Source organism: Streptomyces sp. R-07 (assembly GCF_049913175.1).
Taxonomy (GTDB): domain Bacteria; phylum Actinomycetota; class Actinomycetes; order Streptomycetales; family Streptomycetaceae; genus Streptomyces.
Genome location: NZ_CP183978.1, coordinates 544,017 through 567,672 on the forward strand (window position 1 = coordinate 544,017; position 23,656 = coordinate 567,672).

Consider the following 23,656-nt stretch of genomic DNA (forward strand, 5'->3'; position numbering starts at 1 on the left):
CCTCAGGGGACTCTGCGGGGGTCCACCCGAACCAGCCCGCACCGCCACCTCCCCCACCGGTTCTGTCGCCGCCGGCCGACGGGGTGGTCGGAACTGCCATCGGTCTGCCTCGCCTCGAACGTCTTCGGTCTTCGGTCGAACTTCCGGCCTGGGGTCGGTTTCCGTACACCCGGACGAGTGAACGGACGAGACCATACCCGCCTCGCCGGACCGGCTCGGATGGAGACGAGGACCATGCCCGGCCACTCATTTCCCCAGGTCAGAGCGGGTTACCGGCGAGTTGAAGGGAGGCGGCGAGCCGTTCGGCGGCACCTGTGCCGGGGATTCACCGACGGAAGACTCACCGGGCGAACAGAACTCCTCCACACATCCTGAAAGGCCTTCACGTCTCTGGGTGCGAGACGCGTCGTGTCGACGACCCGGCGGTCGTCAACACGACACGCTGACGGGGAGCCCGGCAATCCGACCCGAGAACCTCCCGGGCTACTCTGACCCCTTCTCCAGACGCTCGACTTCGCGGACGGCCCGCTCGGCAGCCCGGCGTGCCTCGGCGAGGGCGCGTTCGGCGGACTGCACGGCCCGGCCGGCCGCCGTCGCGGCCGCCTTCGTCTCCCGCTCGGCCTTCTTCGCCTCGACGAGTTCGCGCTCCAGAGCGCGGACCCGTTCGGCCGCCTCCTCGGTCTTCAGCGCCGCTGCCCGCTGCTCGTCCACGACACCGGCGAGCTCGCGCTCGCGCCGGTCGACCACGGCCTCGGCCTCCTCGGCCGCGGTACGTGCCCGCCGGCGCTCACGCTCCCGTCGCGCGTCCTCACGATCGGCCGCCCTCTCCGGCGCCGGAGGCTTCGCCGCGGCCGGTGCGGCCGCCGCGGGCCGGGCGGGCACGGCCCGGGGCAGGATCGCGGTGAAGTCGACGGCGGCGTCGGGCACCTTCACCAGCCGCCCCTTCGCCCACTGCTCGGCGACGTCCGGGTGGGCGAGCACGGCCTGGAGGGTCTGCTCGACCTCGTGCAGCACCGTGTCGCTGACCGGCTGCCCGGCCTCGCGGGCCAGGCCGGCGGCGGTCCGGGCGAGTCCGGTGACGAGCTGGTGCTGCTGACGGCTCGCGGCACGGAGCTGCTCGCCGTCGAGCGCCCGGTGAGCCTCGCGAAGCGTCTCCCCGAGCGCGAGGAACCGCTCGGCCTCCTCCGGCTGCTGACGGGCCAGCAGATTCGCCACCCACGCCGCGAGCACGGGCCGCCGCAGCGCCGCGATCGCCTTGGCGGCCACGGTGTCCTCCGCCCGGCGCGCCTCGGCGACGTACACCTCCCGCGCGGCGGTGAACTCGGAAGGCTTCAGCCCGTACAACTCATCGGTGACCTGCTCGACATCCACACCCCACTGTGCGACCGCCCCGCCCGCCCGACCGCGCCGAACCTCCGACGGAACCGACACCGATCACCCGCTCGGGTCGGTACGGACCCGAACAACCGACCGGAACGCGTGGAGCCCCGACGGGCTTCCACCGTCACAGCGCACACCAGTGACAGCGGTACGCAGCGAACGAGAGCGAGTACGCCGTCGTTCTGGAGCGTTACAACACCGTCCTCGACGAGTTGGGCCGGCATGGACGTGTACGTCATCACGCCGCACTGGGCGCACGACGCTGAGGTTCCGCCGCCCCGACCCGGCGCCGACTATTGTGGCGGGAGTTCTCATCACTGATACCCGGATGAGGCGCATCCACCGTCCTTACGACGGCGGCGCCGACGTCTTCCTCACCCCGTCCGAGGAACGGGACCGGATGCGTGACCGGCATGCCGACTGGCTCCCCAGCCATCCGGCAGGTCTCTGACAGGCCCAGACCACCCCGCTCGCCCACATGACCCGCGGAAAGACGTCAGTCCCGTGCGTGGCAGGGCTTCACAGCCGGTTGCGGGCCGGGGACGATGAGGGCACCAAGGAGAGGAGGGGCGTGATGTCCCAGGAGGAGCGTGACGCCAGGTTGGGGCTCACGGGCTTGACCGGTGCGGAACGAGCGGCTCGTGTGCGTTTGTTGACGGAGCAAGTCGCACAGGAGGCCGCGGCGGCCAAGGCCGCTCTGGAGGCACGGCGGGCAGGGACCCGCGCACCGGACCGTCCCTCGGAAGACGGCTGAGGCGCGTCGGCGGCGGCACCCTCGGGGCTCCGCTGCTGCTCAGTCGGCCTCGATGGTGAGCTCCCAATGGTGCCGGCTCTTGTCGATCACCAGCAGCAGCGGACCGTTCGGGATCCGGGCCTTCTCCTTGACCCGGCGGCCGTTCCAGGCGTAGACGAGCCGCTCCGCGGGGGTTCTGAGCTCCTCGGGGGTGTCGCCCTGGTGGGAATGCATCTGGAACCAGCCGCTGTGCGGGTCCTTCGCCCGGACCTTCAGCTCGGCCGCCGGTCCCGTGTGGACGAAGACTTCGCGGCCGCTGCCCTGGATCGTCCCGGTGCCGATCGGGCGGGCCGCCGACAACGGCAGGACGGTGAGCTCCCACTTCCCGGAGTGGCTCACCTTCATCTTCAGCGGGCCGCCCTTGCGCGGCGGTACGAGCAGGGCGCGTCCGTAGAAGTCGGGCAGGTCGTTGTTGAAGACGTCGTCGGAGCGGCCGGAGATCTCGACGCGGAGGAAGCGGTAGTCCTGGAGCCGTGCCTCCAGGATCACCGGTCCCGAGTCCTTCGGGAACGGCACGTCCACCGTGATCGTCTTCCCGCCCTTGCCGCTGTAGACGCGCGGCTCGAACTCGAAGAGGCCGGCCGTCCAGGAGGACGTATCGGCTGGGGTGGCGAGGGCGGGTGGGGCCGCGACGGGTGAGGAGGGCGCCGGTACCGTCGGCTTGGACAGAGGGGGGACCGTCATCGCGGGCGCCGGCCCCGACGGCGCGGCCTCCCCGACGCGCACCGAATCCGCCTTGTTCACGCCCTTCAGCGGCACCGGTCCTGACGCCGGCGGAGCAGCCACCGGCACCTCGGCCTCCGCCACCACGACCCCGAAGTCCGTCGCCAGCCCCTCAAGCCCCGAGTCGTACCCCTGGCCCACCGCGCGGAACCTCCACGCCCCGTCACGCCGGTAGAACTCCCCGAGCACGAAGGCCGTCTCGCTGGAGGCGTCCGTCACGGCGTAGTGGGCCACCATCGCGCCGTCGGCCGACACCACCTGCGCGTACAGGCCCGGGACCTGCCCGAACACCCCGCCGTCACAGGACCCGGCGATCAGCACCCGCTGGACGGCCGGTTCGACGCGCGGCAGGTCCAGCTCCAGCCACTCGGCGACCTGCTCGCCGCCCTCACCCGTGCCCACGTGCCGCACGGCGCCGGACGGATGCGCGGGCTGCCCGTGGAAGACGATGTCGGCGTCGCCGCGCACCGTGCCGGTCGCGTCGAGCAGCAGGGCGGCGGCGTCCACGTGCGGTGCGCCCGGAGCCCGGTGCCGGCCCACGGCGATCCGCAACGGGACCGCCGGGACAGGGGTGTTGGCGCCCTTGATGATCTGCGTCATGCGGCCCATGGTGGCAGTGAAGACGGTGTGAAGAAAGATCTTCGGCGCAGTCGTACGTTGCGCCAGGGACCGGCCCGTCAGGCGGGCGTGACGGTGACGACGGCCGCCGCGCCGTCGACGTGGACGGTGGCCGCGTCGCCTTCGGAGAGCACGGCGGCGTCGAACCGGTCGAGGGTGGCGCCGGACTCGTCGACGGTCACCGTGCCCGTCAGCGCGATCACCAGCGTGACCGCCCCCTTCCGCGGGGCGACCGTGAAGCCCTCTCGTACGACACGCACATCGGCCGTCGCGACGGCGCGCCGTGTCATCACGTTGAAGTCGACGATGGGGCCGTCCAGGAGCCGGCAGTCCGTGACCGCGTCCCCGGAGAAGACGAAGGGCTCGTACGGGTCGGCGACGGTGTGCGCGACGCCGTCGACGGTCAGCTCCATCCCGGGCCCGTCCACGACCATGATGGTCCGGTCCACGCCGGGGAAGGAGGAGAACGGACCGCCCTGTTCGACGTCGGCGAGGCTCACCCGCCAGGCGAAGTCCCCCAGACCCGCGCCGGAGGGGCCCGCGGCGATCTCGCGGGTCACGCCTCCGCCGTTGAGCCAGCGGCTCGCAGGCCGGTCGTCCGCCCTCAGCAGTCGTCCTGCGGTCATCCTGCAGCTCCCTCGGTGCTTCGGTGATGCGTCGTCCTTCGTGGATCCATGGTCATCAAGCATCAGGCCGCGGCGCGCCCGCCACCCCCACGCGCCACATTGCGTCTCGTATTCCAGACACCTCGAAGCGGTCCGTATCGGGGTGGCGGCGCACGCGTACGCTCGCGGCATGTCCACGGTTCCCGCCGCCGCCCAGGTGCTCGCCATCCTGCGGTATCTCGCCACGCAGGCCGGTCCCGTGCCGGCCGCGGCCATCAGCCGCGACGTCCGGCTGCCCCGGTCGACGACCTATCACCTGCTCGACACGCTCGCGCAGGAGGGATTCGTGGTGCACCTGCCGGAGGAGCGCCGGTACGGCCTCGGCGTCAGCGCCTTCGAGCTCGGTTCCGGTTACAGCCGCCAGGAGCCCTTCCAGCGGCTGGCCCGGGTGCCCCTCGCGAAGCTCGTCGACCGCACCGGGCACAACGCGCATCTGGCGGTGCTGCACGGCCGCGAGGTCATCTACGTGATCGAGGAGCGCGCTCCGGGCCGCGCGCCGCTGGTCACCGAGGTCGGGGTCCGGCTTCCGGCGCATCTGACCGCGAGCGGCCGGGCGGTGCTCGCGCGGCTGTCGCAGGCGCAGGTGCGGGCGCTGTTCCCGGACCCGTCGGCCTTCGTGCTCCGCAACGAGTCCGGGCCCCGGTCCCTCTCGGCGCTGCGCAGCCTGCTCGTGGACGTACGGCGGCGGGGTTACGCGACGGAGGAGGGCGAGGTCACCGCGGGCTTCTCCTCGGTCGCGGCCGCCGTCCTGGACCACCGGGCCCATCCGATCGCGGGCGTGGCGGTCACCTTCTCCGCCCAGGCCGTGGATCCGGAGGAGCAACGCGACATCGCCGCGCAGGTGGCTCGTACCGCGGCGGAGCTGAGCCGGCGGGTGGGCGGGGCGGGAGCGGTCTGAGGCGTCCCTCCGGCCGACGGCGCCCGCCGGCACCGAGCCAGGCCGGCCCGGCGTACCGAACCAGGCCGGCCCGGCGCACCGCGTGCGGTACGCCGGGCCGTTCGCGGTACGCCGGGCCGTTCGCGGTACGCCGGGCCGTCGAGGTACGCCGACAGCACGCAGTCCGTCGGGCCGCTCGCGTGACGCCGCACCGCACTCGGCGCGTCGGGCCGGTCGAACGCCGGCCCGCGCGCGGTGCGCCGAAGCCGTACCGCTTCCTCAGGTGAGGCGGCCCGCCGCGGACTCGGCGGCGGCCAGGGCCCGGCCGGAGGCCACGTACTGCACGGCCTCCTCGATCTCAGGGGCGAGCCAGCGGTCGGTGCCGGGGCCCTCGACCACCTCGCGCAGGCCGTCGCGGACCGCGCCGGTGGCCGGTGCCGGCGTCAGCGGGGCGCGCAGGTCCAGGGCGCGGGCGGCGGTGTAGAGCTCGACGGCGATGACGCGGGTGAGGCCGTCGACGGCGCGGCGGAGCTTGCGGGCGGCGGCCCAGCCCATCGAGACGTGGTCCTCCTGCATGGCGCTGGAGGGGATGGAGTCGACGGAGGCGGGGGCGGCCAGCCGCTTGAGCTCGGAGACGATCGCCGCCTGGGTGTACTGGGCGATCATGTGGCCGGAGTCGACGCCGGGGTCGTCGGCGAGGAACGCGTTGAGGCCGTGGTTCCGCGCCACGTCGAGGAAGCGGTCCGTGCGGCGTTCGGCGATCGACGCGAGGTCGGCGACGCTGATGGCCAGGAAGTCCAGGACGGCGGCGACGGGCGCGCCGTGGAAGTTGCCGTTGGACTCCACCCGTCCGTCGAGGGTGACGACCGGGTTGTCGACGGCGCTGGCGAGCTCGCGCGAGGCGACCAGTTCGGCGTGCGCGAGCGTGTCGCGGACGGTGCCGTGGACCTGCGGGGTGCAGCGCAGCGAGTACGCGTCCTGGACGCGCGTGCACTCGGGGCCGCGGTGGCTGGCGATGATGCCGGAACCGGCGAGCAGGGCACGCAGGTTGCCGGCGCTGTCGGACTGGCCGGGGTGGGGCCGCAGGGCCTGCAGGTCGGCGGCGAAGACCGCGTCCGTGCCGAGCTGTCCCTCGACGCTCATCGCCGCGCTGATGTCGGCGGTGCGCAGCAGCAGCCGCAGGTCGTGGCAGGCGAGCACGAGCATGCCGAGCATGCCGTCGGTGCCGTTGATGAGGGCGAGGCCCTCCTTCTCCTGCAGGACGACGGGGGTGAGGCCGGCGGCGGCGAGCGCCTCGGCCGCGGGGCGCAGCGCGCCCTCCGCGTCCCGCACTTCTCCTTCGCCCATGATCGCGAGCGCGCAGTGGGCGAGGGGGGCGAGGTCGCCGGAGCAGCCGAGCGAGCCGTATTCGCGGACGACGGGGGTGATGCCGGCGTTGAGCAGCCCGGCATAGGCCTCGGCGGTCTCCGGGCGTACGCCGGTGCGTCCGGTGGCGAGGGTGGAGAGGCGCAGCAGCATCAGGGCGCGGACGACCTCGCGCTCGACCTCGGGGCCGCTGCCGGCCGCGTGCGAGCGGACGAGGCTGCGCTGCAGCTGGGCGCGGAGCGCGGTGGGGATGTGGCGGGTGGCGAGCGCGCCGAAGCCCGTCGACACGCCGTAGTGGGGCGTGACGTCCTCGGCCAGGGCCTCGATGACCTCGCGGCTGCGGGTGATCTCCTTGAGGGCCTCCGGGGCGAGAGCCACGGGCTCGTTGTGGCGGGCGACGGCGACGACCTCGTCGGCATCCAGGGCGTGGACATTCACAACAACAGTCATGTCTCCATGAAGTCCCACGCGGGGGTCCGGACGCGAGCATCCGAGGGGACTTGATGTCCGGGATCCCAGACATTCACTGGTGGGGGCCGCGGGGATCGTCTGGGATCCCGGACACTTCCTGGCCGGTGGAGGTGGCGGCGCAGCAGAGCGCCCCATGACGCGCGGGCCGGAGCCGGGCGCGTCATGGGGCGTTCGCGGGAGGGCGAGTCGGGTTACGTCCGCGCCGCCCGGACGGCTTCCGGCGACGACGCGTCTGCCGGCTGCCCGGTTCCGGGCGCGGCCGACTCCTCCGGCGACATCTTCCGGCGTGCGGCGAACTGCACGAGCAGGAGCGTCATCCAGACCCAGACCGTGGCGAAGGTCGCGATGGAGGAGATGACGAGGAAGATGCTCTCCGGCATCAGGCAGTTCAGCCCGAGGCCGAGGGAGGCGAAGGTCTCGAGCCCATGTAGACGCCGAACGCCGTGACGTCCGCGAGACAGACGATGACCCTCTCGAAGGCGTACGTCCATTCGGTCACGAAACCGGCCAGCCGCCCGAGGTACTTGGTGGCGTACTCGCCGAAGGAGCCCGCGCAGGGGTCGCGCACGGCCATCTCGCCGAGCGAGCGCAGGACGAGGAAGACGGCGGCGCCGCCGATCAGGTACGCCAGGAGGACGCCGGGTCCGGCGGTCTGGATGGACGCGGAGGAACCGTGGAAGAGCCCGGTCCCGATGGCCGAGCCGAGCCCGATGAACACGCCCCGGAGCAGGAAGGCACCTTGTATAGTCCTGTATATACAGGCCGTCGGGAGGTGGACCGATGCGTGAACACGAGTCGACGTCGAGCAGCGCCTCGCCCGCGGTCGGGCGCGCGCTGGACATCCTGCTGCATCTCGCGGGCCGCCCCGGGCTCGTACGGGCCGGGGCGCTGGCTCGGGATCTGGGCATCCCGCGGTCCTCCGCGTACCACATCCTGTCGGTGCTCGTGGAGCGCGGCTTCGTGACGTACGTACCCAAGGAGCAGGCGTACGGACTGGGGGTCTCGTCCTTCGAGATCGGCTCGGCCTATCTGCGCCACGAACCCCTGGAACGCGTCGCGCGCCCCATCCTGCGCACCCTGTCGAACCGGCTCGGCCAGACGGTCCACCTGGGCATCCTCTACGGCGCCGAGACGGTCTACCTGCTCAAGGAGCGCCCCACCGCCGGCCAGGCGGGCGAGGTCGACACCCCCCTGGTCACCGACATCGGCGTCCGCCTCCCGGCCCACCTGACGGCCAGCGGCCGGGCCCTCCTCGCCCACTCGGCGGAGGCGCAGCTGCGGGCGCTCTTCCCGCGGCCGGGCAGCCTCATCACCCGAACGGGACGGGGGCCGCGTTCGCTGCCGGAGCTGCGGCGGCAGCTCGCCGAGGAGCGCGAGCGGGGCTGGTCGGAGGAGGTCGAGCTGGTCTCCGAGGGGCTCCGGTCGATCGGGGTGGCGGCGTTCGACCACAACGAGCGGCCCGTCGCCGCGCTGAGCAGCACCTGGCACCGGCACTACTGCCGCCACGACGCCGACCACATGCGGGACGCCCTGACGCAGGGGGCGGCGCGGCTCACGGCCGCGGTCTCGGGCCGCGCGCCCTCCTAGGGCACCGGCTTCAGTGCTGGTCGAACGTGCCCTGGAGCCGGTAGCGCGACCCGGGATGCAACAGCCGCGCGATGCTCACGAGCGCGTCCTGCGACCACGTGCGGCGGTGGATCAGCAGGCACGGCTCCGACGGCGCGATGCCGAGGATCTCCGCCTCCTCCGCCGAGGGGAGGACCGCCTCCACGATGTGCTCGCCCCGGCCCAGCGGAGCCGCCTCGGACAGGAAGGTGAAGGGCGTACGCCGGGTGAAGTCCTGGTCCAGGTATCCGGGGGCGAACCGCGGGTCGACGTACCGGTCCTCCAGCTGGATCGGCACGTCGTCCTCGAAGTGCACCACGCGTGACCGGAAGACGGCCCGCCGCGGGTCGAGACCGAACTGGCCGCTGATGTCCGGCCCCGCGGTCTCCTCCCGCAGGAAGACCACCTCGGCGCGGTGGCGGTGGTCCCGGCGCCGGACCTCGTCGGCGATGTCGTGGATCTCGGCCAGCGCGGAACTGCCCTTGCGCGGGGCGACGAAGGTGCCGACTCCCATGACCCGGCGGAGCACTCCCTGGGTGCTCAGTTCGCGCAGCGCCCGGTTGATCGTCATCCGGGACAGACCCAGCGACTCGACGAACTGGCTCTCCGAGGGCAGGGCGTCGCCCTCGCTCCAGCGCCCCCGGGTGATCTGCTCGACGACCAGGTCCTTCACCCGCTGGTACGCCGGCGCCGAACCCGCCGCCCCTTCCGCGTACAGCCTGGCCAGGTCCGCGCCCTCCGCGCCCACTCCGTTCACCGTCCCCGTCACCCGTCGCTCCCCCCGGCCCGGCCCACGGGCTCCGGTCACGATTCTAGGGGGTGGCGGCCCCCGCGACCGGGGCCGCGACCGGGGCCGTGACCTGCCGGGAGACGACCTGCCAGGAGACGACCTGACGGGAACGACCTCAAGGCACCGGCCCGGCAGAGGCGCGTTCTCGGATCCGAGAAACCCGGCGGAGGCCGCTGGCTCCCGCCCGCGCCGTTGTCTGTCATGGGAAGCGAAGCCCCCGCCGGTCCCCGCCCGGCGATCCCCGCTCTGGAGGCACCATGTCCAGCGTTTCCCCCGATGCTCGCAGCATCCGCGCCCCCCGCGGCCCCGAACTGAACTGCCTCGGCTGGCAGCAGGAGGGCGCCCTGCGCATGCTGATGAACAACCTCGACGCCGAGGTCGCCGAACACCCGGAGGACCTGGTCGTCTACGGCGGCACCGGCAAGGCCGCCCGCAACTGGGCCGCGTACGACGTCATCGTCCGCACCCTGAAGACGCTGCGGAACGACGAGACGCTGCTCGTGCAGTCGGGCAAGCCGGTCGGCGTGATGCGTACCCACGAGTGGGCGCCGAGGGTCCTGCTCGCCAACTCCAACCTGGTCGGCGACTGGGCGAACTGGGAGCAGTTCCGGTCCCTGGAGGCGCAGGGCCTGACCATGTACGGGCAGATGACGGCCGGCTCGTGGATCTACATCGGCAGCCAGGGCATCCTGCAGGGCACGTACGAGACGTTCGGCGCGGTCGCCCGCAAGAAGTTCGGCGGCAGCCTGGCCGGCACCATCACCCTCACCGCCGGTCTCGGCGGCATGGGCGGGGCCCAGCCGCTTGCCGTGACGATGAACGACGGCGTCGCGATCTGCGTGGACGTGGACCCGACCCGTATCGGGCGCCGGATCGCCCACCGCTACCTCGACGTCGCCGCGATGGACCTCGACCACGCGCTGAGCCTCGCCATCGAGGCCAAGGAGGCCGGCCGGCCGCTGTCGATCGGTGTGCGGGGCAACGCCGCGGAGGTGTTCCCGCGCCTCCTGGAGATGGGCGCCCCGATCGACATCGTCACCGACCAGACCTCGGCGCACGACCCGCTGTCGTACCTGCCGATCGGTGTGGACGTGGACGAGTGGCACGAGCTGGCCGCGAAGGACCCCGGGCAGTTCACCGAGCGCGCCCGCTGGTCCATGGCGAAGCACGTCGAGGCGATGGTCGGGTTCCTGGACGCCGGGGCCGAGGTCTTCGACTACGGCAACTCGATCCGCGACGAGGCCCGCAAGGCCGGCTTCGAGCGGGCGTTCGACTTCCCCGGCTTCGTCCCGGCGCACATCCGCCCGCTGTTCGAGGAGGGCCTCGGCCCGTTCCGCTGGGCCGCGCTGTCGGGCGACCCCAAGGACATCGAGGCCACCGACCGGGCGATCATGGAGCTGTTCCCGGAGAACGAGCACCTGCACCGCTGGCTGAAGCTGGCCGGCGAGCGCGTCGCGTTCGAGGGCCTGCCGGCCCGCATCTGCTGGCTCGGCTACGGCGAACGGCACCTGGCCGGCCTGAAGTTCAACGAGATGGTCGCCTCCGGCGAGCTGTCCGCGCCGCTCGCGATCGGCCGTGACCACCTGGACTCCGGCTCCGTCGCCTCCCCGTACCGCGAGACCGAGTCGATGCTCGACGGCTCCGACGCCATCGCCGACTGGCCGCTGCTCAACGCCCTGGTGAACACCTCCTCCGGCGCGTCCTGGGTGTCGATCCACCACGGCGGCGGCGTCGGCATGGGCCGCTCCATCCACGCCGGCCAGGTCTGCATCGCCGACGGCACCGAGCTCGCCGCCGAGAAGCTCTCCCGCGTCCTGACCAACGACCCCGGCATGGGCGTCATCCGCCACGTGGACGCCGGCTACGAGTACGCCGCCACCGTCGCCCAGGAGCGCGGCGTGCGCGTCCCGATGACCGAGAACGACGGGCGGTGACCGAGACCCCATGACAACGGACATCGACACCACGGCAGCCGTGGACCTGACGCCCGAGCCCTGGACCGGCCGAAGCGACGGCCCCGGCGACGACACCCTCCGCTGGCACCACGTCGTCGGCCGCTCCCCCGCCCACGCCGAGCCGGGCGACCCCGTGTTCGTCGGCTTCCGCAGCGACGAGGGCGTACGGCGCAACCAGGGCCGCCAGGGCGCGGCGGACGGCCCCCGGGCGCTGCGCGGCGCGCTCGCCTCGATGGCCCTGCCGTGGCCGCTGCGGGCACGGGACGTCGGCGACGTCGCCGTGGCCGACGGCGACCTGGAGGCCGGGCACGAGCGCCTGGGCCGGGTGATCACCCCGCTCGTCGACGGCGGCCACCCCGTGGTGGTGCTCGGCGGCGGTCACGAGGTCGCGTACGGAAGCTACCGCGGTCTCGCCGGCACCCGGGCGCTGCGCGAGGGCGCCCGGCTCGGGGTCCTCAACCTCGACGCCCACTTCGACCTGCGCGACGAGGTCCGGCCCAGTTCCGGTACGCCGTTCCTGCAGATGGCGCGGGACGAGGAGCGGTCCGGCCGGCGGCTGAACTACTGGGTGCTCGGCGTGAGCCAGCCGAGCAACACCGCCCGGCTGTTCCGCACCGCGGACGCGCTCGGTGTGCGGTATCTGCCGGACACCGACTGCGGACTGCTCGATGTGGACCGGGTCGACGCGTTCGTCGAGGAGTTCCTCGCCGGCAGCGATGTGGTGCACCTGAGCATCGACCTCGACGTCCTGCCGGCCGCCGCGGCTCCGGGTGTCAGCGCGCCCGCCGCGTACGGCGTACGGATGGAGGTCGTCGAGCGGGTCTGCGCCGCGGTCGCCGCGAGCGGGAAGCTGGCGGTGTGCGACGTCGCCGAGCTCAACCCGGGCCTCGACATCGACCACCGCACGGCGCGGGCGGGCGCTCGCCTCGTGCACCGCATCCTGACCACCAGGACCGGGGCGCCCCTTCGGGGGTGACCCACCGAGCCGGTCGCCGGGCCGCGTGACCATGGACAGCCGCGGCCCGGCGATCGCACCACGCGCCGCTCTCAGCCTCGTGGGAACACCGGCGGGAACAGCTCGTCGGCCGTGCGCCGGCGGTGGTCGCGCTCCGGGTAGGCCGCGCGCATCACCTCGAACAGCTCCTGGCCCGCCCTCCGCAGCGCGTCGAGGTCGACACCGGGGATCCGGCCGTCCCGCATGACCACCCGGCCCGCGACCATCGTCAGGACGGCGTCGCGGGCGGTGCCGTTGAGCACCAGGGTGCGCAGCGGGTCCTCGGTGACGCCCATGCGGAAGTCGTCGAGGGCGAACGCCGCCAGGTCGGCGGTGGCTCCGGCGGCGAGCCGGCCGAGGTCCGGCCGGTGCAGCGCGGCCGCCCCGCCGGTCCACAGGGCCTCGAAGTAGCCCGCGAGATGGCCCTGTCCGAGGTCGCGGGCCTGGAGTTTGGCGACCTGTGTGCCCGTGTCGATGCCCCGGATCAGGTCCGGCGGGAAGGAGTCGGTCCCCAGGCACAGGTTCACTGCCCGGGCCCGGTAGTCGCCGAAGGTGTGCAGGTGGTGGGCGTAGCGGGCGTTGGTCAGCGGGCAGTGGACGATCGAGACGCCGGCGTCGGCGAGCACGGCGATGTCGCCGGTGTCGGTCCCGTGGACATCGGGGTGCACGTCGAGGACGACGCCGTGCGGGACGATCAGCCGGTCGGACAGCAGCCCGGAGTCGGCGATCAGCTGCAGCGGGGTGCGTCCGTAGGTGCGCCGGACGTAGTCGCGCTCGGCGTTCCCCTGCAGGGCGTGCAGGCGCACCAGGGCGCCGCGCCGGTCCGCTGCCCGGGCGACGTCGCGCAGGAGGCCGGGGGTGAGGGTCTCGATCCGGCACGGCAGCAGCACCCCGGTGACCAGCGGATCGGCGAGCTGCTCGACGTGGTCCAGGAACCGCAGGGCGTCGGCCAGACCGCGCCGGCCGGCTTCCTCGTCGAAGTGCACGGCACGGCCGCCGTCGGCGCCGATCACGTTGACCCCGGACCGGAAGGACGGCCCGAGGAAGCCGCGCAGCCCCAGGCGCCGGGAGATCTCGGCCGTCGCCACGAAGTCCTCGTAGGTCTCCGCCCAGTCGCTGTGCACCTCGGAGGCGATCGGCATGTAGCTGGTGATCCCGTGCAGGGCGAGCTGGGTCAGGGCGTACTCGCGCACGGTGCGCCGCTGCCCGGCGTCGAACACGGCCCGCGGGGCGGTGGCGTACTCGGCGGACCAGACGTAGCCGTCGGCCAGTTCGGGCGACGCCCAGCAGTCCAGGATCAGGTGGTCGATGTCGGTGAGCGCGTCCAGGTCGATCAGGCCGGGGGTGAGCACGGCATGACCGAGGTCGATGCGCTCGTCGGCCTGGCGCCGGCCGAGTTCGGTCCGTCCGCCCACCTCGACGATCGTGTCGCCGTCGATCAGCACGGCGCCGTCGGGGATCTCCACGTGCGAGCGTCCGTCGTGGGCGATCACCCAGGCGGCGGTCACCAAGGTCTTCATCGGCAGCCTTTCGCATTTGGTACACCGAACTGACGACCATGAAAGCCAGCATCAATGCCACTCACCTCACCCTAGCGGAGCCGAAGATCTTTGGTATACCGCTACGGCCCGGCGAGCACTGGCTCACGGACCAGCCGGCTCTGGTACGCGACTGAGCCAGGCCCGGCGCCCCCACCCCGCCCGGGCGGGGTACCGGGCCACGGGCTACCGGCGGCGGTCGACTACGGCGCCACGGGCTTCCGGCGGTGGTCGGTGATCGCGCGGCGCCCCCTGCCCGCGCGGCCACCAGCTTCTCGTCCGGGTGCGCCCGCCGCCGGTCGAGTCCGTCGCGGTTCCGCCGCTGCGCGGCGAGCCGGAAGGTCAGCACCCCGAGCGCCGCGGCGCGACGAGTTTCGCCTGCCGTGGACGCATCATGGGGGATCCGGAAGGGAGCGGCAGCGATGGCCGAGCGTGTGATCGAGGTGGACGGCATCGAGCTGTGCACGGAGGCCTTCGGCGACCCGTCGGATCCACCCGTCCTGCTGGTCATGGGCACCGGCGCTTCGATGCTCTGGTGGGAGGAGGGCTTCTGCCGGATGCTGGCCGAGGGCGGGCGCTTCGTGATCCGTTACGACCACCGCGACACCGGCCGGTCGGTCACCTACGAGCCGGGACGACCCGGATACAACGGTGCGGACCTGGTCGGGGACGCCGCCCGCGTGCTCGACGCCCACGAGATCCGGGCCGCCCATGTCGTGGGGGTGTCGGCCGGAGGAGCACTCGCCCAGCTGCTGGCCCTCGACCATGCGGACCGGGTGCTGTCCCTCGTACTGATCAGCACGTCCGCAGCAGTGCCCACCGACCGTGAACTTCCGCCGCCGACCGAGGAGTTCACGCGGTTCGTCTCGTCGGCTCAGATCGACTGGTCGGATGCGGACTCGGTGATCGAGTACCAGGTCGCTTATGCGCGCGTCCTCGCCGGGGACCGACGCCCGTTCGACGAGGCCGCCGCCCGGAGCCTTGTCCGTCGCGACATCGAGCGTGCCCGCGACTTCGCCGCCGCACGGAACCACGACTCGCTCCCGGAGGGCGAGCTCCCGCGAGAGCCCCTGTCGTCGATCGCCGTTCCCACGCTGGTGATCCACGGGACCGCCGACCCCCTGTTCCCGCTCCGGCACGGCGAGGCGCTCGCGGAACTGATCCCCGGGGGAAGACTCCTGACCGTGGAAGGCGCCGGCCACGGGGTCGACCGGGCCGACTGGCCGACGATCGTCCCCGCGATCCTCGCCCACACCGCCGGCCCCCGTTCTTCCCGGTCTGCTCCTGGAGGCTGAGTCAATGGGGGAAGGGATCAGCGGGGCAGGTGTGGACTCGATCCGCAGGCTGACCTCTTCCGCCTCGGCGTAGGCGGCGAACACGTCCTCCCGCGTACGAACCCCGGACCGTTCGGGAACGGCGAAGCCGCGGCTCACCGGCAGCGCCCGGACCTCGCGGATCGCGCCCGAGACGGCGGAGCGGTGGACTCCCTACAACTCGGCGAACGCCGCGTGCGACAGCCCCAGCCTCAGGTGCTCCCGTGAGGCCTGCCACTTGGATGCGAGTTCTTCGCGCAACTCGCCGACGTGTGCACAGGGATACCGGACAGAGCAGGATGGGAGCAGGCCGTGCGGGCGCAGGCAAGCGTCTCCGAGTCGTTAGAAGCATCGAGTCAGCATCAGTACCGCCGGAACCCGCCCCGGACCGACACGGACCGCCGAGATCGAGAACTCCGTCCACCCTCCCTGACCTGCCACAACCCAGGGTCAGGGGCTCATCTGCCAGCCTCACGAGGAGATACGCATGAAGATGCTGATCAACGTTCCGGAGACCGTCGTCGCCGATGCGCTGCGGGGGATGGCCGCGGCGCATCCCGAGTTGACCGTGGACGTGGAGCGGCGCGTGGTGATGCGGCGGGACGCCCCCGTGGCGGGGAAGGTGGCGCTGGTGTCCGGCGGCGGGTCCGGTCACGAGCCCCTGCACGGGGGGTTCGTGGGGCCCGGGATGCTGGCGGCCGCGTGTCCCGGTGAGGTGTTCACGTCGCCCGTGCCCGATCAGATGGTGCGGGCCGCGGCCGCGGTCGACAGCGGCGCCGGGGTGCTGTTCGTCGTCAAGAACTACACCGGTGACGTGCTGAACTTCGAGATGGCGGCGGAGCTCGCCGAGGACGAGGGGATCCAGGTCGCCAAGGTCCTCGTCGACGACGACGTGGCGGTGACGGACAGTCTGTACACGGCGGGCCGGCGCGGCACCGGCGGCACCCTCTTCGTGGAGAAGATCGCGGGCGCGGCCGCCGAGGAGGGTGCCCCGCTGGAGCGCGTGGAGTCGATCGCCCGCCGGGTGAACGAGCGGTCCCGGTCCTTCGGCGTGGCGCTGAGCGCCTGCACCACCCCCACCAAGGGCAGTCCGACCTTCGATCTTCCGGACGGGGAGCTGGAGTTGGGGATCGGCATCCACGGCGAACCGGGCCGGGAGCGGCGGGCCATGATGACCTCGCGGGAGATCGCCGACTTCGCCGTCGACGCCGTCGTGGAGGACCTGCGCCCGTCCGGGCCGGTCATCGCGCTGGTGAACGGGATGGGCGGGACCCCGCTCCTGGAGCTGTACGGCTTCAACGCGGAGGTGCAGCGGGTGCTCGCCGAGCGGAAGGTACCGGTGGCCAGGACACTGGTCGGGAACTACGTGACCTCGCTGGACATGGCGGGCTGCTCGGTGACCCTGTGCGAGGTCGACGAGGAGCTGCTGCGTCTGTGGGACGCTCCGGTGCAGACGCCCGCGCTGCGCTGGGGCCGGTGAGACGGGCGATGGGAAGGGGGAGCGACATGGCGGAGACCTTCGGTGCCGGGTTCCTTGTGCGCTGGCTGGCCGCGGTGGCCGAGGACGTCGACCGGGAGGCGGACCGGCTCACCGAGCTGGACTCGGCGATCGGCGACGCCGACCACGGCGCCAATCTGAAGCGGGGGTTCGCCGCTGTGACGGAGACCCTGGCGAAGGAGCCGCCGGCGACCCCGGGCGCGGTGCTCGTCACCGCCGGACGGCAGCTCATCTCCACGGTCGGCGGCGCTTCGGGACCCTTGTACGGGACGCTGCTGCGGCGCGCCGGGAAGGCCCTGGGCGAGGACGGGGAGGTCACCCGGGAGCGGTTGGCGGAGGCGCTGGCCGCCGGCGTGGCCGCCGTGTCGCAGCTGGGCGGTGCCCAGGTGGGCGACAAGACGATGCTGGACGCGCTCGTGCCGGCCGTGGAAGGGCTGCGGAGCTCGTACGAGGCGGCCCGCGCCGCCGCCGAGGAGGGCGCCCTGGCGACCGTGCCCCTCCAGGCGCGCAAGGGCAGGGCCAGTTATCTCGGGGAGCGGTCGATCGGGCACCAGGATCCGGGCGCGACCTCGTCGGCGCTGCTCTTCGCGGCGCTCGCCGACACCGCGGGCGCGGAGGAGGCGCGATGAGCCCCACGACCGGGGACGCCCCGGTCGCGGCGCCCGTCGGCATCGTGCTCGTCTCGCACAGCGCGGCGGTCGCTACGGCGGTGGCCGAGCTGGCCCGCGGCCTCGCGGGCGGCGGTGACCTCGCGCCGGTCCTGCCCGCGGGCGGGACGCCGGACGGTGGGCTCGGGACGAGTTCCGAGCTGATCTGCGAGGCGGCGAAGGCCGTCGACCGGGGTGCCGGGGTCGCCCTCCTGGTCGACCTGGGCAGCGCGGTCCTCACCGTGAAGGCACTGCTCGCCGAGGGCGACGAACTCCCCGAGGGCACCCGCCTGGTGGACGCGCCGTTCGTCGAGGGCGCGGTCGCCGCGCTGGTGACGGCGAGCGCCGGCGGGGACCTCGACGCGGTGACGGCGGCGGCCTCGGAGGCCTACGGCTACCGCAAGGAGTGACCCGGGGGGCGAGCCGACGCCGTCGGCTCGCCCCCCCCCGGCGCATGTGGGCCGAGGGCCACGCCGCATGGCCCCCGGGCCGGTCGCTCGTGCCCGGGCCGGGCGGCGCGGGCCGGTGGGCGGGAGTGGGTCGGGCCCGCCCGGCCGGATGCCTCAGAAGCCGTATCTCAGCGCCGGGCACCGGGGCGCGTGGTCGACGCGTCCGGGACCGTGCGGCCGGCGGCCGGTGCGGGGCACAGCACGTTCGTGAACGCCGACGCCTGTTCGGTGGGGTGGTTGGTGGCGACCGCCGTGGCGGTGTTGAGGTACGTCCCGCAGCTGTTCGTGGTCGTGGCGCTGACCACATGAGCGGAGACCGCTCCTCCGGAAGGCACGTCACCGAACTCGCAGTCGAGCACCTGATCAGCCCCCGCGCCGCTGATCACGCACCCGGTGACGGCGGGGCTCAGCGACCACGCGATGCCCGGGCCCGCCGGGAGCGGGTCACTCAAGGTGACGCCCCTGAGCGTCCCCGGGCCGGTGTTGTCGACGGTGGCCGTGAAGCCGATCTGGTCGCCGGCGCTGACGCTCACGGCGTCCGCGGTCTCGCCCAGGCCCATGACGGGACACATCACGGTGGTGCCGGCCGTGGCCTGCGCGCTGCCGCCGTTGCCGCTGGTGCCGGTGGCTGTGTTGCCGTACGTCCCGCAACTTTCGAAAACCGTGGGGCTCTCGACGTGCACGGAGTCGCTCGCTCCGGCCGGGAGGTCGGGGTAGGAGCAGGAGAGTGTCTGGGAACCGGCCTCTCCGCTGATGGAGCAGGCGGGGTTGGCCGGGTCGATGGTCCAGGTGATGCCGGGGCCGGCGGGCAGCGGGTCACTGACCGTGACTCCGGTCGCGTCGCCGCCGCCCGCGTTGTGTGCGGTGACGGTGAAACCGATCGGGTCGCCGGCGCTGACCGATGCGGCATCCGCGGTCTTGGCCAGGCTCAGCACGGGGGACGGCGGCGGACAGACGACCGTCGTCGAGGCGGACGCGCTGACGGGCGGGGTGTTGCGCGCCTTCGCCGTCGCGGTGTTCGGGTAGGTGCCGCAGCTCGCCGCCGTCGTGGTGCCGGCGACGTGGACGACGGCCCGGGCGCCCTGCCGCAGGGTACCGAAGGCGCAGTGCAGGGTCTGGCTCCCGACCGGCCCCTGGAGGACGCATCCTCCCGGTCCGCCGTAGGACGGAGTGATCTGCCACTGAACACCGGCGCCCGGGGGCAGAGGGTCGGTCAGGGCGGCGCGGACGGCATTGCCCGGTCCTCGGACGGTCACCGCGATGGTGTAGCCGATGGTGGATCCGGCGTCGACCGAGGCGGCGTCCGCGACCTTGGTGAGGGAGAGCCTCGGGTCAGCCGCCTGCCCGAGCCCGTGGTGGGCCTCGGCGCCGACCGCGGGCGCCAGGGTGAGCGCCCCTGCCAGGAGAATGCTTCTGAGGGGCAGGCCGCATGTGAACCTGTGTCTCATGATCACCGATCCCGTTCGTGAGCCGGCCCTGCGTCCGGCTCGGACACGGTGACGATCCGCCAGTCGATTTCCGTGCCCGGCGCGCCACGCCGGGGTCGCTCGTCCCCTCCCCTGAAGGGAGTCGGAGCGACGGTGACATCGGGCGCCCACACGCCTGCTCGCGCTCCCTCACCCCCTGTGCCCGGGGGATCACCGAACGGGACCCGCATGCTACCGAGTAGTAGACATCACTCCCGGAATCTTCTGCAACTAGTTGCAGAAGGCGCGCGGGGTCGCCTAGAACTGAGGTCGACGACCCCTGCGCGAGGAGGCGCCCCCCATGACCCCGTACCCGCACCTGCTGAGCCCGCTCGACCTCGGGTTCACCACCCTGCCCAACCGGGTGATCATGGGGTCGATGCACGTCGGCCTGGAGGAGACCGAGCACGGTTTCGAGCGCATGGCCGCCTTCTACGCGGAGCGCGCCCGGGGCGGCGTCGGGCTCATCGTCACCGGCGGCATCGCGCCCAACGAGGCCGGCCGCCCCTGGGACGGCGGGGCCAAGCTGACGACGGCCGAGGAGGTCGCCGAGCACCGGCTGATCACCGACGCCGTCCACGCCGAGGGCGGCCGGATCGCGATGCAGATCCTGCACTTCGGCCGGTACGCCTACCACCCCGGCCTCGTCGGCCCGAGCCCGATCAAGGCGCCCATCAGCCCCTTCGTACCGAACGAGCTGACCGAGGCCGAGGTCGAGCAGACCGTCGAGGACTACGCGCGCTGCGCGGAGCTCGCCAAGGAGGCCGGGTACGACGGTGTCGAGGTCATGGGCTCCGAGGGCTACCTGATCAACGAGTTCATCGCCGCCGCGACCAACCAGCGCACCGACCGCTGGGGCGGCTCGTACGAGAACCGCGTCCGCTTCCCGCTGGAGATCGTCCGCCGGATCCGCGAGCGCGTCGGCGAGGACTTCATCCTCGTCTACCGCCTCTCCATGCTGGACCTCGTCCCCGGCGGCTCCACCCTGGAGGAGGTCGTCCGGCTCGCCAAGGAGATCGAGGCCGCGGGCGCCACCATCATCAACACCGGCATCGGCTGGCACGAGGCGCGCATCCCCACCATCGCCACCTCCGTGCCGCGCGGCGCCTACACCTGGGTGACGAAGAAGCTGATGGGCGCCGTCTCCGTGCCGCTCGTCACCTCCAACCGCATCAACACCCCCGAGGTCGCCGAGGAGATCCTCGCCGACGGCCGCGCCGACCTGGTCTCGCTGGCCCGCCCGTTCCTCGCCGACCCCGCCTTCGTCGCCAAGGCCACGGCCGGCCGTGCGGACACCATCAACACCTGCATCGGCTGCAACCAGGCCTGCCTGGACCACACCTTCAACCTCAAGATCACCTCCTGCCTGGTCAACCCGCGCGCCTGCCACGAGACCGAGCTCGTCCTCTCCCCCACCCGCCTCGCCAAGCGCGTCGCGGTCGTCGGCGCGGGCCCGGCCGGACTCTCCTGCGCGGTGTCGGCGGCAGAGCGCGGCCACTCCGTCACCCTCTTCGACGGCGCCGCCGAGATCGGCGGCCAGCTGAACGTCGCCAAGCGGGTGCCCGGAAAGGAGGAGTTCGACGAGACGCTGCGCTACTTCCGCGTCCAGCTCGCCGAGCACGGCATCGACGTCCGCCTGAACACGTACGTGACCGCCGCCGACCTGGAGGGCTACGACGAGGTAGTCGTCGCGACCGGCGTCACCCCCCGCACGCCCGGGATCGCGGGTCAGGACCACCCGAGCGTCCTCAGCTACCTCGAGGTGCTGCGGGACGGCGCGCCGGTCGGGGACCGGGTCGCGATCATCGGCGCGGGCGGCATCGGCTTCGACGTCGCCGAGTTCCTCACGGACGGCGGCGAGGGCGCGAGCCAGGACCCCGAGACGTACTTCCGCCAGTGGGGCGTCGACACCGCGTACGAGAACCGGGGCGGACTGCGCGCACCCGAGCGGAACGCGCCGCCGCGCCAGGTGCACCTGCTCCAGCGCAAGAGCTCCAAGGTCGGCGCCGGCCTGGGCAAGACGACCGGCTGGATCCACCGCACCGAGCTCAAGCACCGGGGCGTCACCATGGTGGCGGGCGTGTCGTACGAGCGGATCGACGACGCGGGCCTGCACCTCACGATCGACGGCGAGCCCCAGCTCCTGCCCGTCGACACGATCGTGCTCTGCTCCGGCCAGGAGCCGCGCCGCGACCTCTACGAGGAGCTGGTGGCGGCGGGCCGCCCGGCGCACCTCATCGGCGGCGCGGACGTCGCCGCCGAGCTGGACGCGAAGCGGGCCATCGACCAGGGCACCCGGCTCGCCGCCACCCTGTGACCGCCGCTCCGTGATCTCCGTGGCCGGCCGAACCTAGGATGCGAGCATGTCCCTCCCGCACGCGATCCTCACCGCGCTGCTCGAAAAGCCGTCCTCCGGCCTCGAACTGACGCGCCGCTTCGACAAGTCGATCGGCTACTTCTGGTCGGCCACGCACCAGCAGATCTACCGCGAGCTCGGGAAGCTGGAGCAGGCGGGGCACATCCGTGCCCTGCCCGCTCCGGTGCCCGCGCGGGGGCAGAAGAAGGAGTACGAGGTGCTGCCCGCCGGCCGGGCGGAGCTGAGCGACTGGGTCGCCAGGTCCGAGGACCCGAAGCCGCTCCGCTCCTCCCTGCTGCTGCGGATGCGGGCCGCTGCGATGGTCGGAGCGGCGGGGCTCCGGGCGGAGCTGGAGCGGCATCTCGCCCTGCACCGGCAGCAGTTGGACGAGTACCTCGTCATCGAGGCCCGGGACTTCCCGGCGGAACGCCGCCGCACCGAACCGGACCGGCTGCGCCACCTCGTCCTGCGGGGCGGGGTGGATCTGGAGCGGTTCTGGGTGGAGTGGCTGACGAGCGCACTCACGGAGCTCGGGCCGGAGGCCGCGGACTAGGGGGTGTCCTGTCCATCAGGCGTCGCCAGCCTGGCCTGTTCGACAAGGCACCCCCTGGCGACAGGGACCCCGGCGTGGATACTGGGCAGTTGTAGTTCCACGAAACGAAGGGGCGGGTATGGCCGACGACTTGGGGCGCCGCGCGACACGTCACGCGGTGGTCATCGGGGGAAGTCTCGCTGGACTGCTTGCCGCTCGGGTACTCGCCGAGCACGCCGAGAAGGTGACGGTCGTCGAGCGCGACCGCTTCCCGGAGGGGCCCGACGCACGGCCGGGCGTCCCCCAGGGCCGGCACCTCCACGTCCTCATCGCGGGCGGGCAGCAGGCGCTCGACGAACTGCTCCCGGGCTTCATGACGGAGCTGAGCGGGCTCGGCGCGCCCAAGGTGGGCATGCCCGAGGACATGATCCAGTGGCAGAACGGCACGTGGTTCCGCCGGAGCGCCGCCACCGCGCACTTCTACACCGGCCCGCGCCCCCAGCTGGAGTGGCTGGTGCGCAAGCGGGTCCTCGCCGACCCGCGCATCGAACTGGTCGAGGGCACCGAGACGGTGGGCCTGACCGGTGACTCCTCGCGCGTCCGGGGCGTCCGGCTGCGCGAGCGCGGCGCTGGCACCGGCAAGGAGACGCGCGTCCTGGAGGCCGATCTCGTCGTGGACGCCTCCGGGCGGTCCACGAAGGCGGCGGACTGGCTGGCGGCGATCGGCGCCGAGGCCCCGCACGAGGAGACCATCGACACCGGTCTCGCGTACAGCACCCGCGTCTACCGCATGCGGGGCGACGCCCCCGAGACGGACGCGCTCGGCTACAACATCGTGCCCAACCCCTCCCAGGTGTACGGCGGCGTGGTGCTGCCGCTCGGCGACGGGCGCCACTTGATCACCCTCTCCGGGCTGCGCGGCGACGAACCGCCCACCGAGGAGGGCGCGTTCGAGGAGTACGCGAAGCGGCTGCCGCACCCGGTGATCAGCGACTGGCTCGCCGGATCCGAGCCGGAGTCCCCGGTGTACGGCTTCCGCGGGACCGCCAACATCCGGCGCCGGTACGACCGCCCGGGCCGCCGGCCGGCCGGTTTCCTCGCCACCGGCGACGCGCTCTGCGCCTTCAATCCGATCTACGGGCAGGGCATGGCGGTCGCCGCGCTCACCGCGCTCGCGCTGCGCCGGGCGCTGGCCGACCCGAAGCGCACCCCGACCACGCGGCAGGTGCAGCGGGCGCTGCTCGACGCCTCGAAGCAGGCCTGGGACATCTCGGCGGGCGCCGACAAGAAGATGCCCGGTGCCACGGGTGACGCGGCGCGGCCCGGTCCGGCGGACAAGGCGGTCGGCTGGTACCTGCGCCGGGTGCAGGCGCGGGCCGCGGGCAACCCGGTGGTGGGCGCGCCGTTCCGGGAGGCGCTGAGCCTGATCGCGCCGCTGTCGGTGCTGTTCACGCCGGCGGTGGCCAGGGAAGTGCTCTTCGGCCCGGTCCCGGAGACCCCCGCCGACCCGCCGCTGCTTCGTACGGAGGGCTAGCACGACGAGGGACGGCGGTGGACATGCCGCCGCCCCTCGCCTCGGCTCACGTGCCGAGCTCGTACGGTGCCTTCTTCGGACATTTGA

At 72.9% G+C, this 23,656-nt stretch carries 21 protein-coding genes; 12 read left to right on the top strand and 9 right to left on the bottom strand.

The features are described 5' to 3' along the window. Nucleotides 1–483: 483 nt before the first annotated feature. Nucleotides 484–1,371, bottom strand: coding sequence for a hypothetical protein (locus ACN9M0_RS02705; protein ID WP_426403035.1), 888 nt, complete (start codon nucleotides 1,369–1,371; stop codon nucleotides 484–486). A 337-nt stretch (nucleotides 1,372–1,708) separates the two neighbouring features. Between ACN9M0_RS02705 and ACN9M0_RS02710 the strand changes: the two genes are divergently transcribed. After that, complete coding sequence (locus tag ACN9M0_RS02710) at nucleotides 1,709–1,831, top strand: DUF3885 domain-containing protein (protein ID WP_426403036.1); 123 nt, start codon at nucleotides 1,709–1,711, stop codon at nucleotides 1,829–1,831. Nucleotides 1,832–2,173: 342 nt separating this feature from the next. On the opposite strand, the gene ACN9M0_RS02715 is transcribed toward ACN9M0_RS02710, so the two are convergent. Then, nucleotides 2,174–3,496, bottom strand: a complete 1,323-nt coding sequence (locus ACN9M0_RS02715) for a TerD family protein (protein WP_426403037.1) — start codon at nucleotides 3,494–3,496, stop codon at nucleotides 2,174–2,176. A 77-nt stretch (nucleotides 3,497–3,573) separates the two neighbouring features. Further along, on the bottom strand, nucleotides 3,574–4,140 hold the full coding sequence (locus ACN9M0_RS02720; protein WP_426403038.1) for a HutD/Ves family protein: 567 nt from the start codon (nucleotides 4,138–4,140) through the stop codon (nucleotides 3,574–3,576). 169 nt (nucleotides 4,141–4,309) lie between these two features. On the opposite strand from ACN9M0_RS02720, the gene ACN9M0_RS02725 reads away from it, so the two are divergent. Beyond that, nucleotides 4,310–5,077 carry an IclR family transcriptional regulator gene (locus ACN9M0_RS02725; RefSeq protein WP_366041922.1) on the top strand — a complete coding sequence of 256 codons (768 nt, stop codon included), beginning with the start codon at nucleotides 4,310–4,312 and terminating at the stop codon, nucleotides 5,075–5,077. A 258-nt stretch (nucleotides 5,078–5,335) separates the two neighbouring features. On the opposite strand, the gene hutH is transcribed toward ACN9M0_RS02725, so the two are convergent. From hutH to ACN9M0_RS02740, 3 genes are all read right to left on the bottom strand, one after another. Then, nucleotides 5,336–6,871 (bottom strand): histidine ammonia-lyase, encoded by a 1,536-nt coding sequence (gene hutH, locus ACN9M0_RS02730; protein WP_426403039.1) that lies wholly within the window; start codon nucleotides 6,869–6,871, stop codon nucleotides 5,336–5,338. Between the two features lie 212 nt (nucleotides 6,872–7,083). Then, on the bottom strand, nucleotides 7,084–7,272 hold the full coding sequence (locus tag ACN9M0_RS02735) for a hypothetical protein (RefSeq protein ID WP_426403040.1): 189 nt from the start codon (nucleotides 7,270–7,272) through the stop codon (nucleotides 7,084–7,086). Nucleotides 7,273–7,280: 8 nt separating this feature from the next. Further along, complete coding sequence (locus tag ACN9M0_RS02740) at nucleotides 7,281–7,610, bottom strand: hypothetical protein (protein ID WP_426403041.1); 330 nt, start codon at nucleotides 7,608–7,610, stop codon at nucleotides 7,281–7,283. A 62-nt stretch (nucleotides 7,611–7,672) separates the two neighbouring features. Here ACN9M0_RS02740 and ACN9M0_RS02745 point away from each other — a divergent pair, with 62 nt between their 5' ends. Further along, nucleotides 7,673–8,479: an IclR family transcriptional regulator gene (locus ACN9M0_RS02745; protein WP_366041926.1), complete on the top strand. Its 807-nt coding sequence runs from the start codon at nucleotides 7,673–7,675 to the stop codon at nucleotides 8,477–8,479. A gap of 10 nt (nucleotides 8,480–8,489) precedes the next feature. Here ACN9M0_RS02745 and hutC read toward each other — a convergent pair whose 3' ends face one another. Next, the gene (hutC, locus tag ACN9M0_RS02750; protein WP_426403042.1) at nucleotides 8,490–9,266 is read right to left on the bottom strand and encodes a histidine utilization repressor; all 777 of its coding nucleotides are present in this window, start codon (nucleotides 9,264–9,266) and stop codon (nucleotides 8,490–8,492) included. Between the two features lie 278 nt (nucleotides 9,267–9,544). Here hutC and hutU point away from each other — a divergent pair, with 278 nt between their 5' ends. Both hutU and hutG read left to right on the top strand, forming a co-directional pair. Continuing rightward, a complete protein-coding gene (hutU, locus tag ACN9M0_RS02755; RefSeq protein ID WP_426403043.1) occupies nucleotides 9,545–11,221 on the top strand; it encodes a urocanate hydratase in 1,677 nt (558 codons plus the stop codon). A 10-nt stretch (nucleotides 11,222–11,231) separates the two neighbouring features. Further along, on the top strand, nucleotides 11,232–12,218 hold the full coding sequence (gene hutG / locus ACN9M0_RS02760) for a formimidoylglutamase (protein ID WP_426403044.1): 987 nt from the start codon (nucleotides 11,232–11,234) through the stop codon (nucleotides 12,216–12,218). A 71-nt stretch (nucleotides 12,219–12,289) separates the two neighbouring features. Here hutG and ACN9M0_RS02765 read toward each other — a convergent pair whose 3' ends face one another. Continuing rightward, nucleotides 12,290–13,756, bottom strand: coding sequence for a chlorohydrolase family protein (locus ACN9M0_RS02765; protein WP_426403045.1), 1,467 nt, complete (start codon nucleotides 13,754–13,756; stop codon nucleotides 12,290–12,292). Nucleotides 13,757–14,196: 440 nt separating this feature from the next. On the opposite strand from ACN9M0_RS02765, the gene ACN9M0_RS02770 reads away from it, so the two are divergent. From ACN9M0_RS02770 to ACN9M0_RS02785, 4 genes are all read left to right on the top strand, one after another. Continuing rightward, entirely contained in the window at nucleotides 14,197–15,069 is an 873-nt protein-coding gene (locus ACN9M0_RS02770; protein WP_426403046.1) for an alpha/beta fold hydrolase, read from the top strand. A gap of 505 nt (nucleotides 15,070–15,574) precedes the next feature. Next, on the top strand, nucleotides 15,575–16,567 hold the full coding sequence (gene dhaK, locus ACN9M0_RS02775) for a dihydroxyacetone kinase subunit DhaK (RefSeq protein WP_426403047.1): 993 nt from the start codon (nucleotides 15,575–15,577) through the stop codon (nucleotides 16,565–16,567). Between the two features lie 26 nt (nucleotides 16,568–16,593). Further along, nucleotides 16,594–17,214, top strand: coding sequence for a dihydroxyacetone kinase subunit DhaL (dhaL, locus tag ACN9M0_RS02780; protein WP_399695452.1), 621 nt, complete (start codon nucleotides 16,594–16,596; stop codon nucleotides 17,212–17,214). After that, nucleotides 17,211–17,642: a PTS-dependent dihydroxyacetone kinase phosphotransferase subunit DhaM gene (locus ACN9M0_RS02785; RefSeq protein WP_366041934.1), complete on the top strand. Its 432-nt coding sequence runs from the start codon at nucleotides 17,211–17,213 to the stop codon at nucleotides 17,640–17,642. Before dhaL ends, ACN9M0_RS02785 begins: the two co-directional genes overlap by 4 nt. Before the next feature lie 167 nt (nucleotides 17,643–17,809). Here ACN9M0_RS02785 and ACN9M0_RS02790 read toward each other — a convergent pair whose 3' ends face one another. Next, nucleotides 17,810–19,129 carry a hypothetical protein gene (locus tag ACN9M0_RS02790; protein ID WP_426403048.1) on the bottom strand — a complete coding sequence of 440 codons (1,320 nt, stop codon included), beginning with the start codon at nucleotides 19,127–19,129 and terminating at the stop codon, nucleotides 17,810–17,812. 319 nt (nucleotides 19,130–19,448) lie between these two features. On the opposite strand from ACN9M0_RS02790, the gene ACN9M0_RS02795 reads away from it, so the two are divergent. The 3 genes from ACN9M0_RS02795 (at nucleotide 19,449) to ACN9M0_RS02805 (ending at nucleotide 23,569) form a co-directional block, all read left to right on the top strand. Beyond that, nucleotides 19,449–21,464 (top strand): FAD-dependent oxidoreductase, encoded by a 2,016-nt coding sequence (locus ACN9M0_RS02795; RefSeq protein WP_426403049.1) that lies wholly within the window; start codon nucleotides 19,449–19,451, stop codon nucleotides 21,462–21,464. 46 nt (nucleotides 21,465–21,510) lie between these two features. Continuing rightward, nucleotides 21,511–22,056 carry a PadR family transcriptional regulator gene (locus ACN9M0_RS02800; RefSeq protein WP_366040429.1) on the top strand — a complete coding sequence of 182 codons (546 nt, stop codon included), beginning with the start codon at nucleotides 21,511–21,513 and terminating at the stop codon, nucleotides 22,054–22,056. 118 nt (nucleotides 22,057–22,174) lie between these two features. Continuing rightward, on the top strand, nucleotides 22,175–23,569 hold the full coding sequence (locus tag ACN9M0_RS02805; RefSeq protein ID WP_366040430.1) for an FAD-dependent oxidoreductase: 1,395 nt from the start codon (nucleotides 22,175–22,177) through the stop codon (nucleotides 23,567–23,569). The last annotated feature ends 87 nt before the right edge of the window (nucleotides 23,570–23,656 follow it).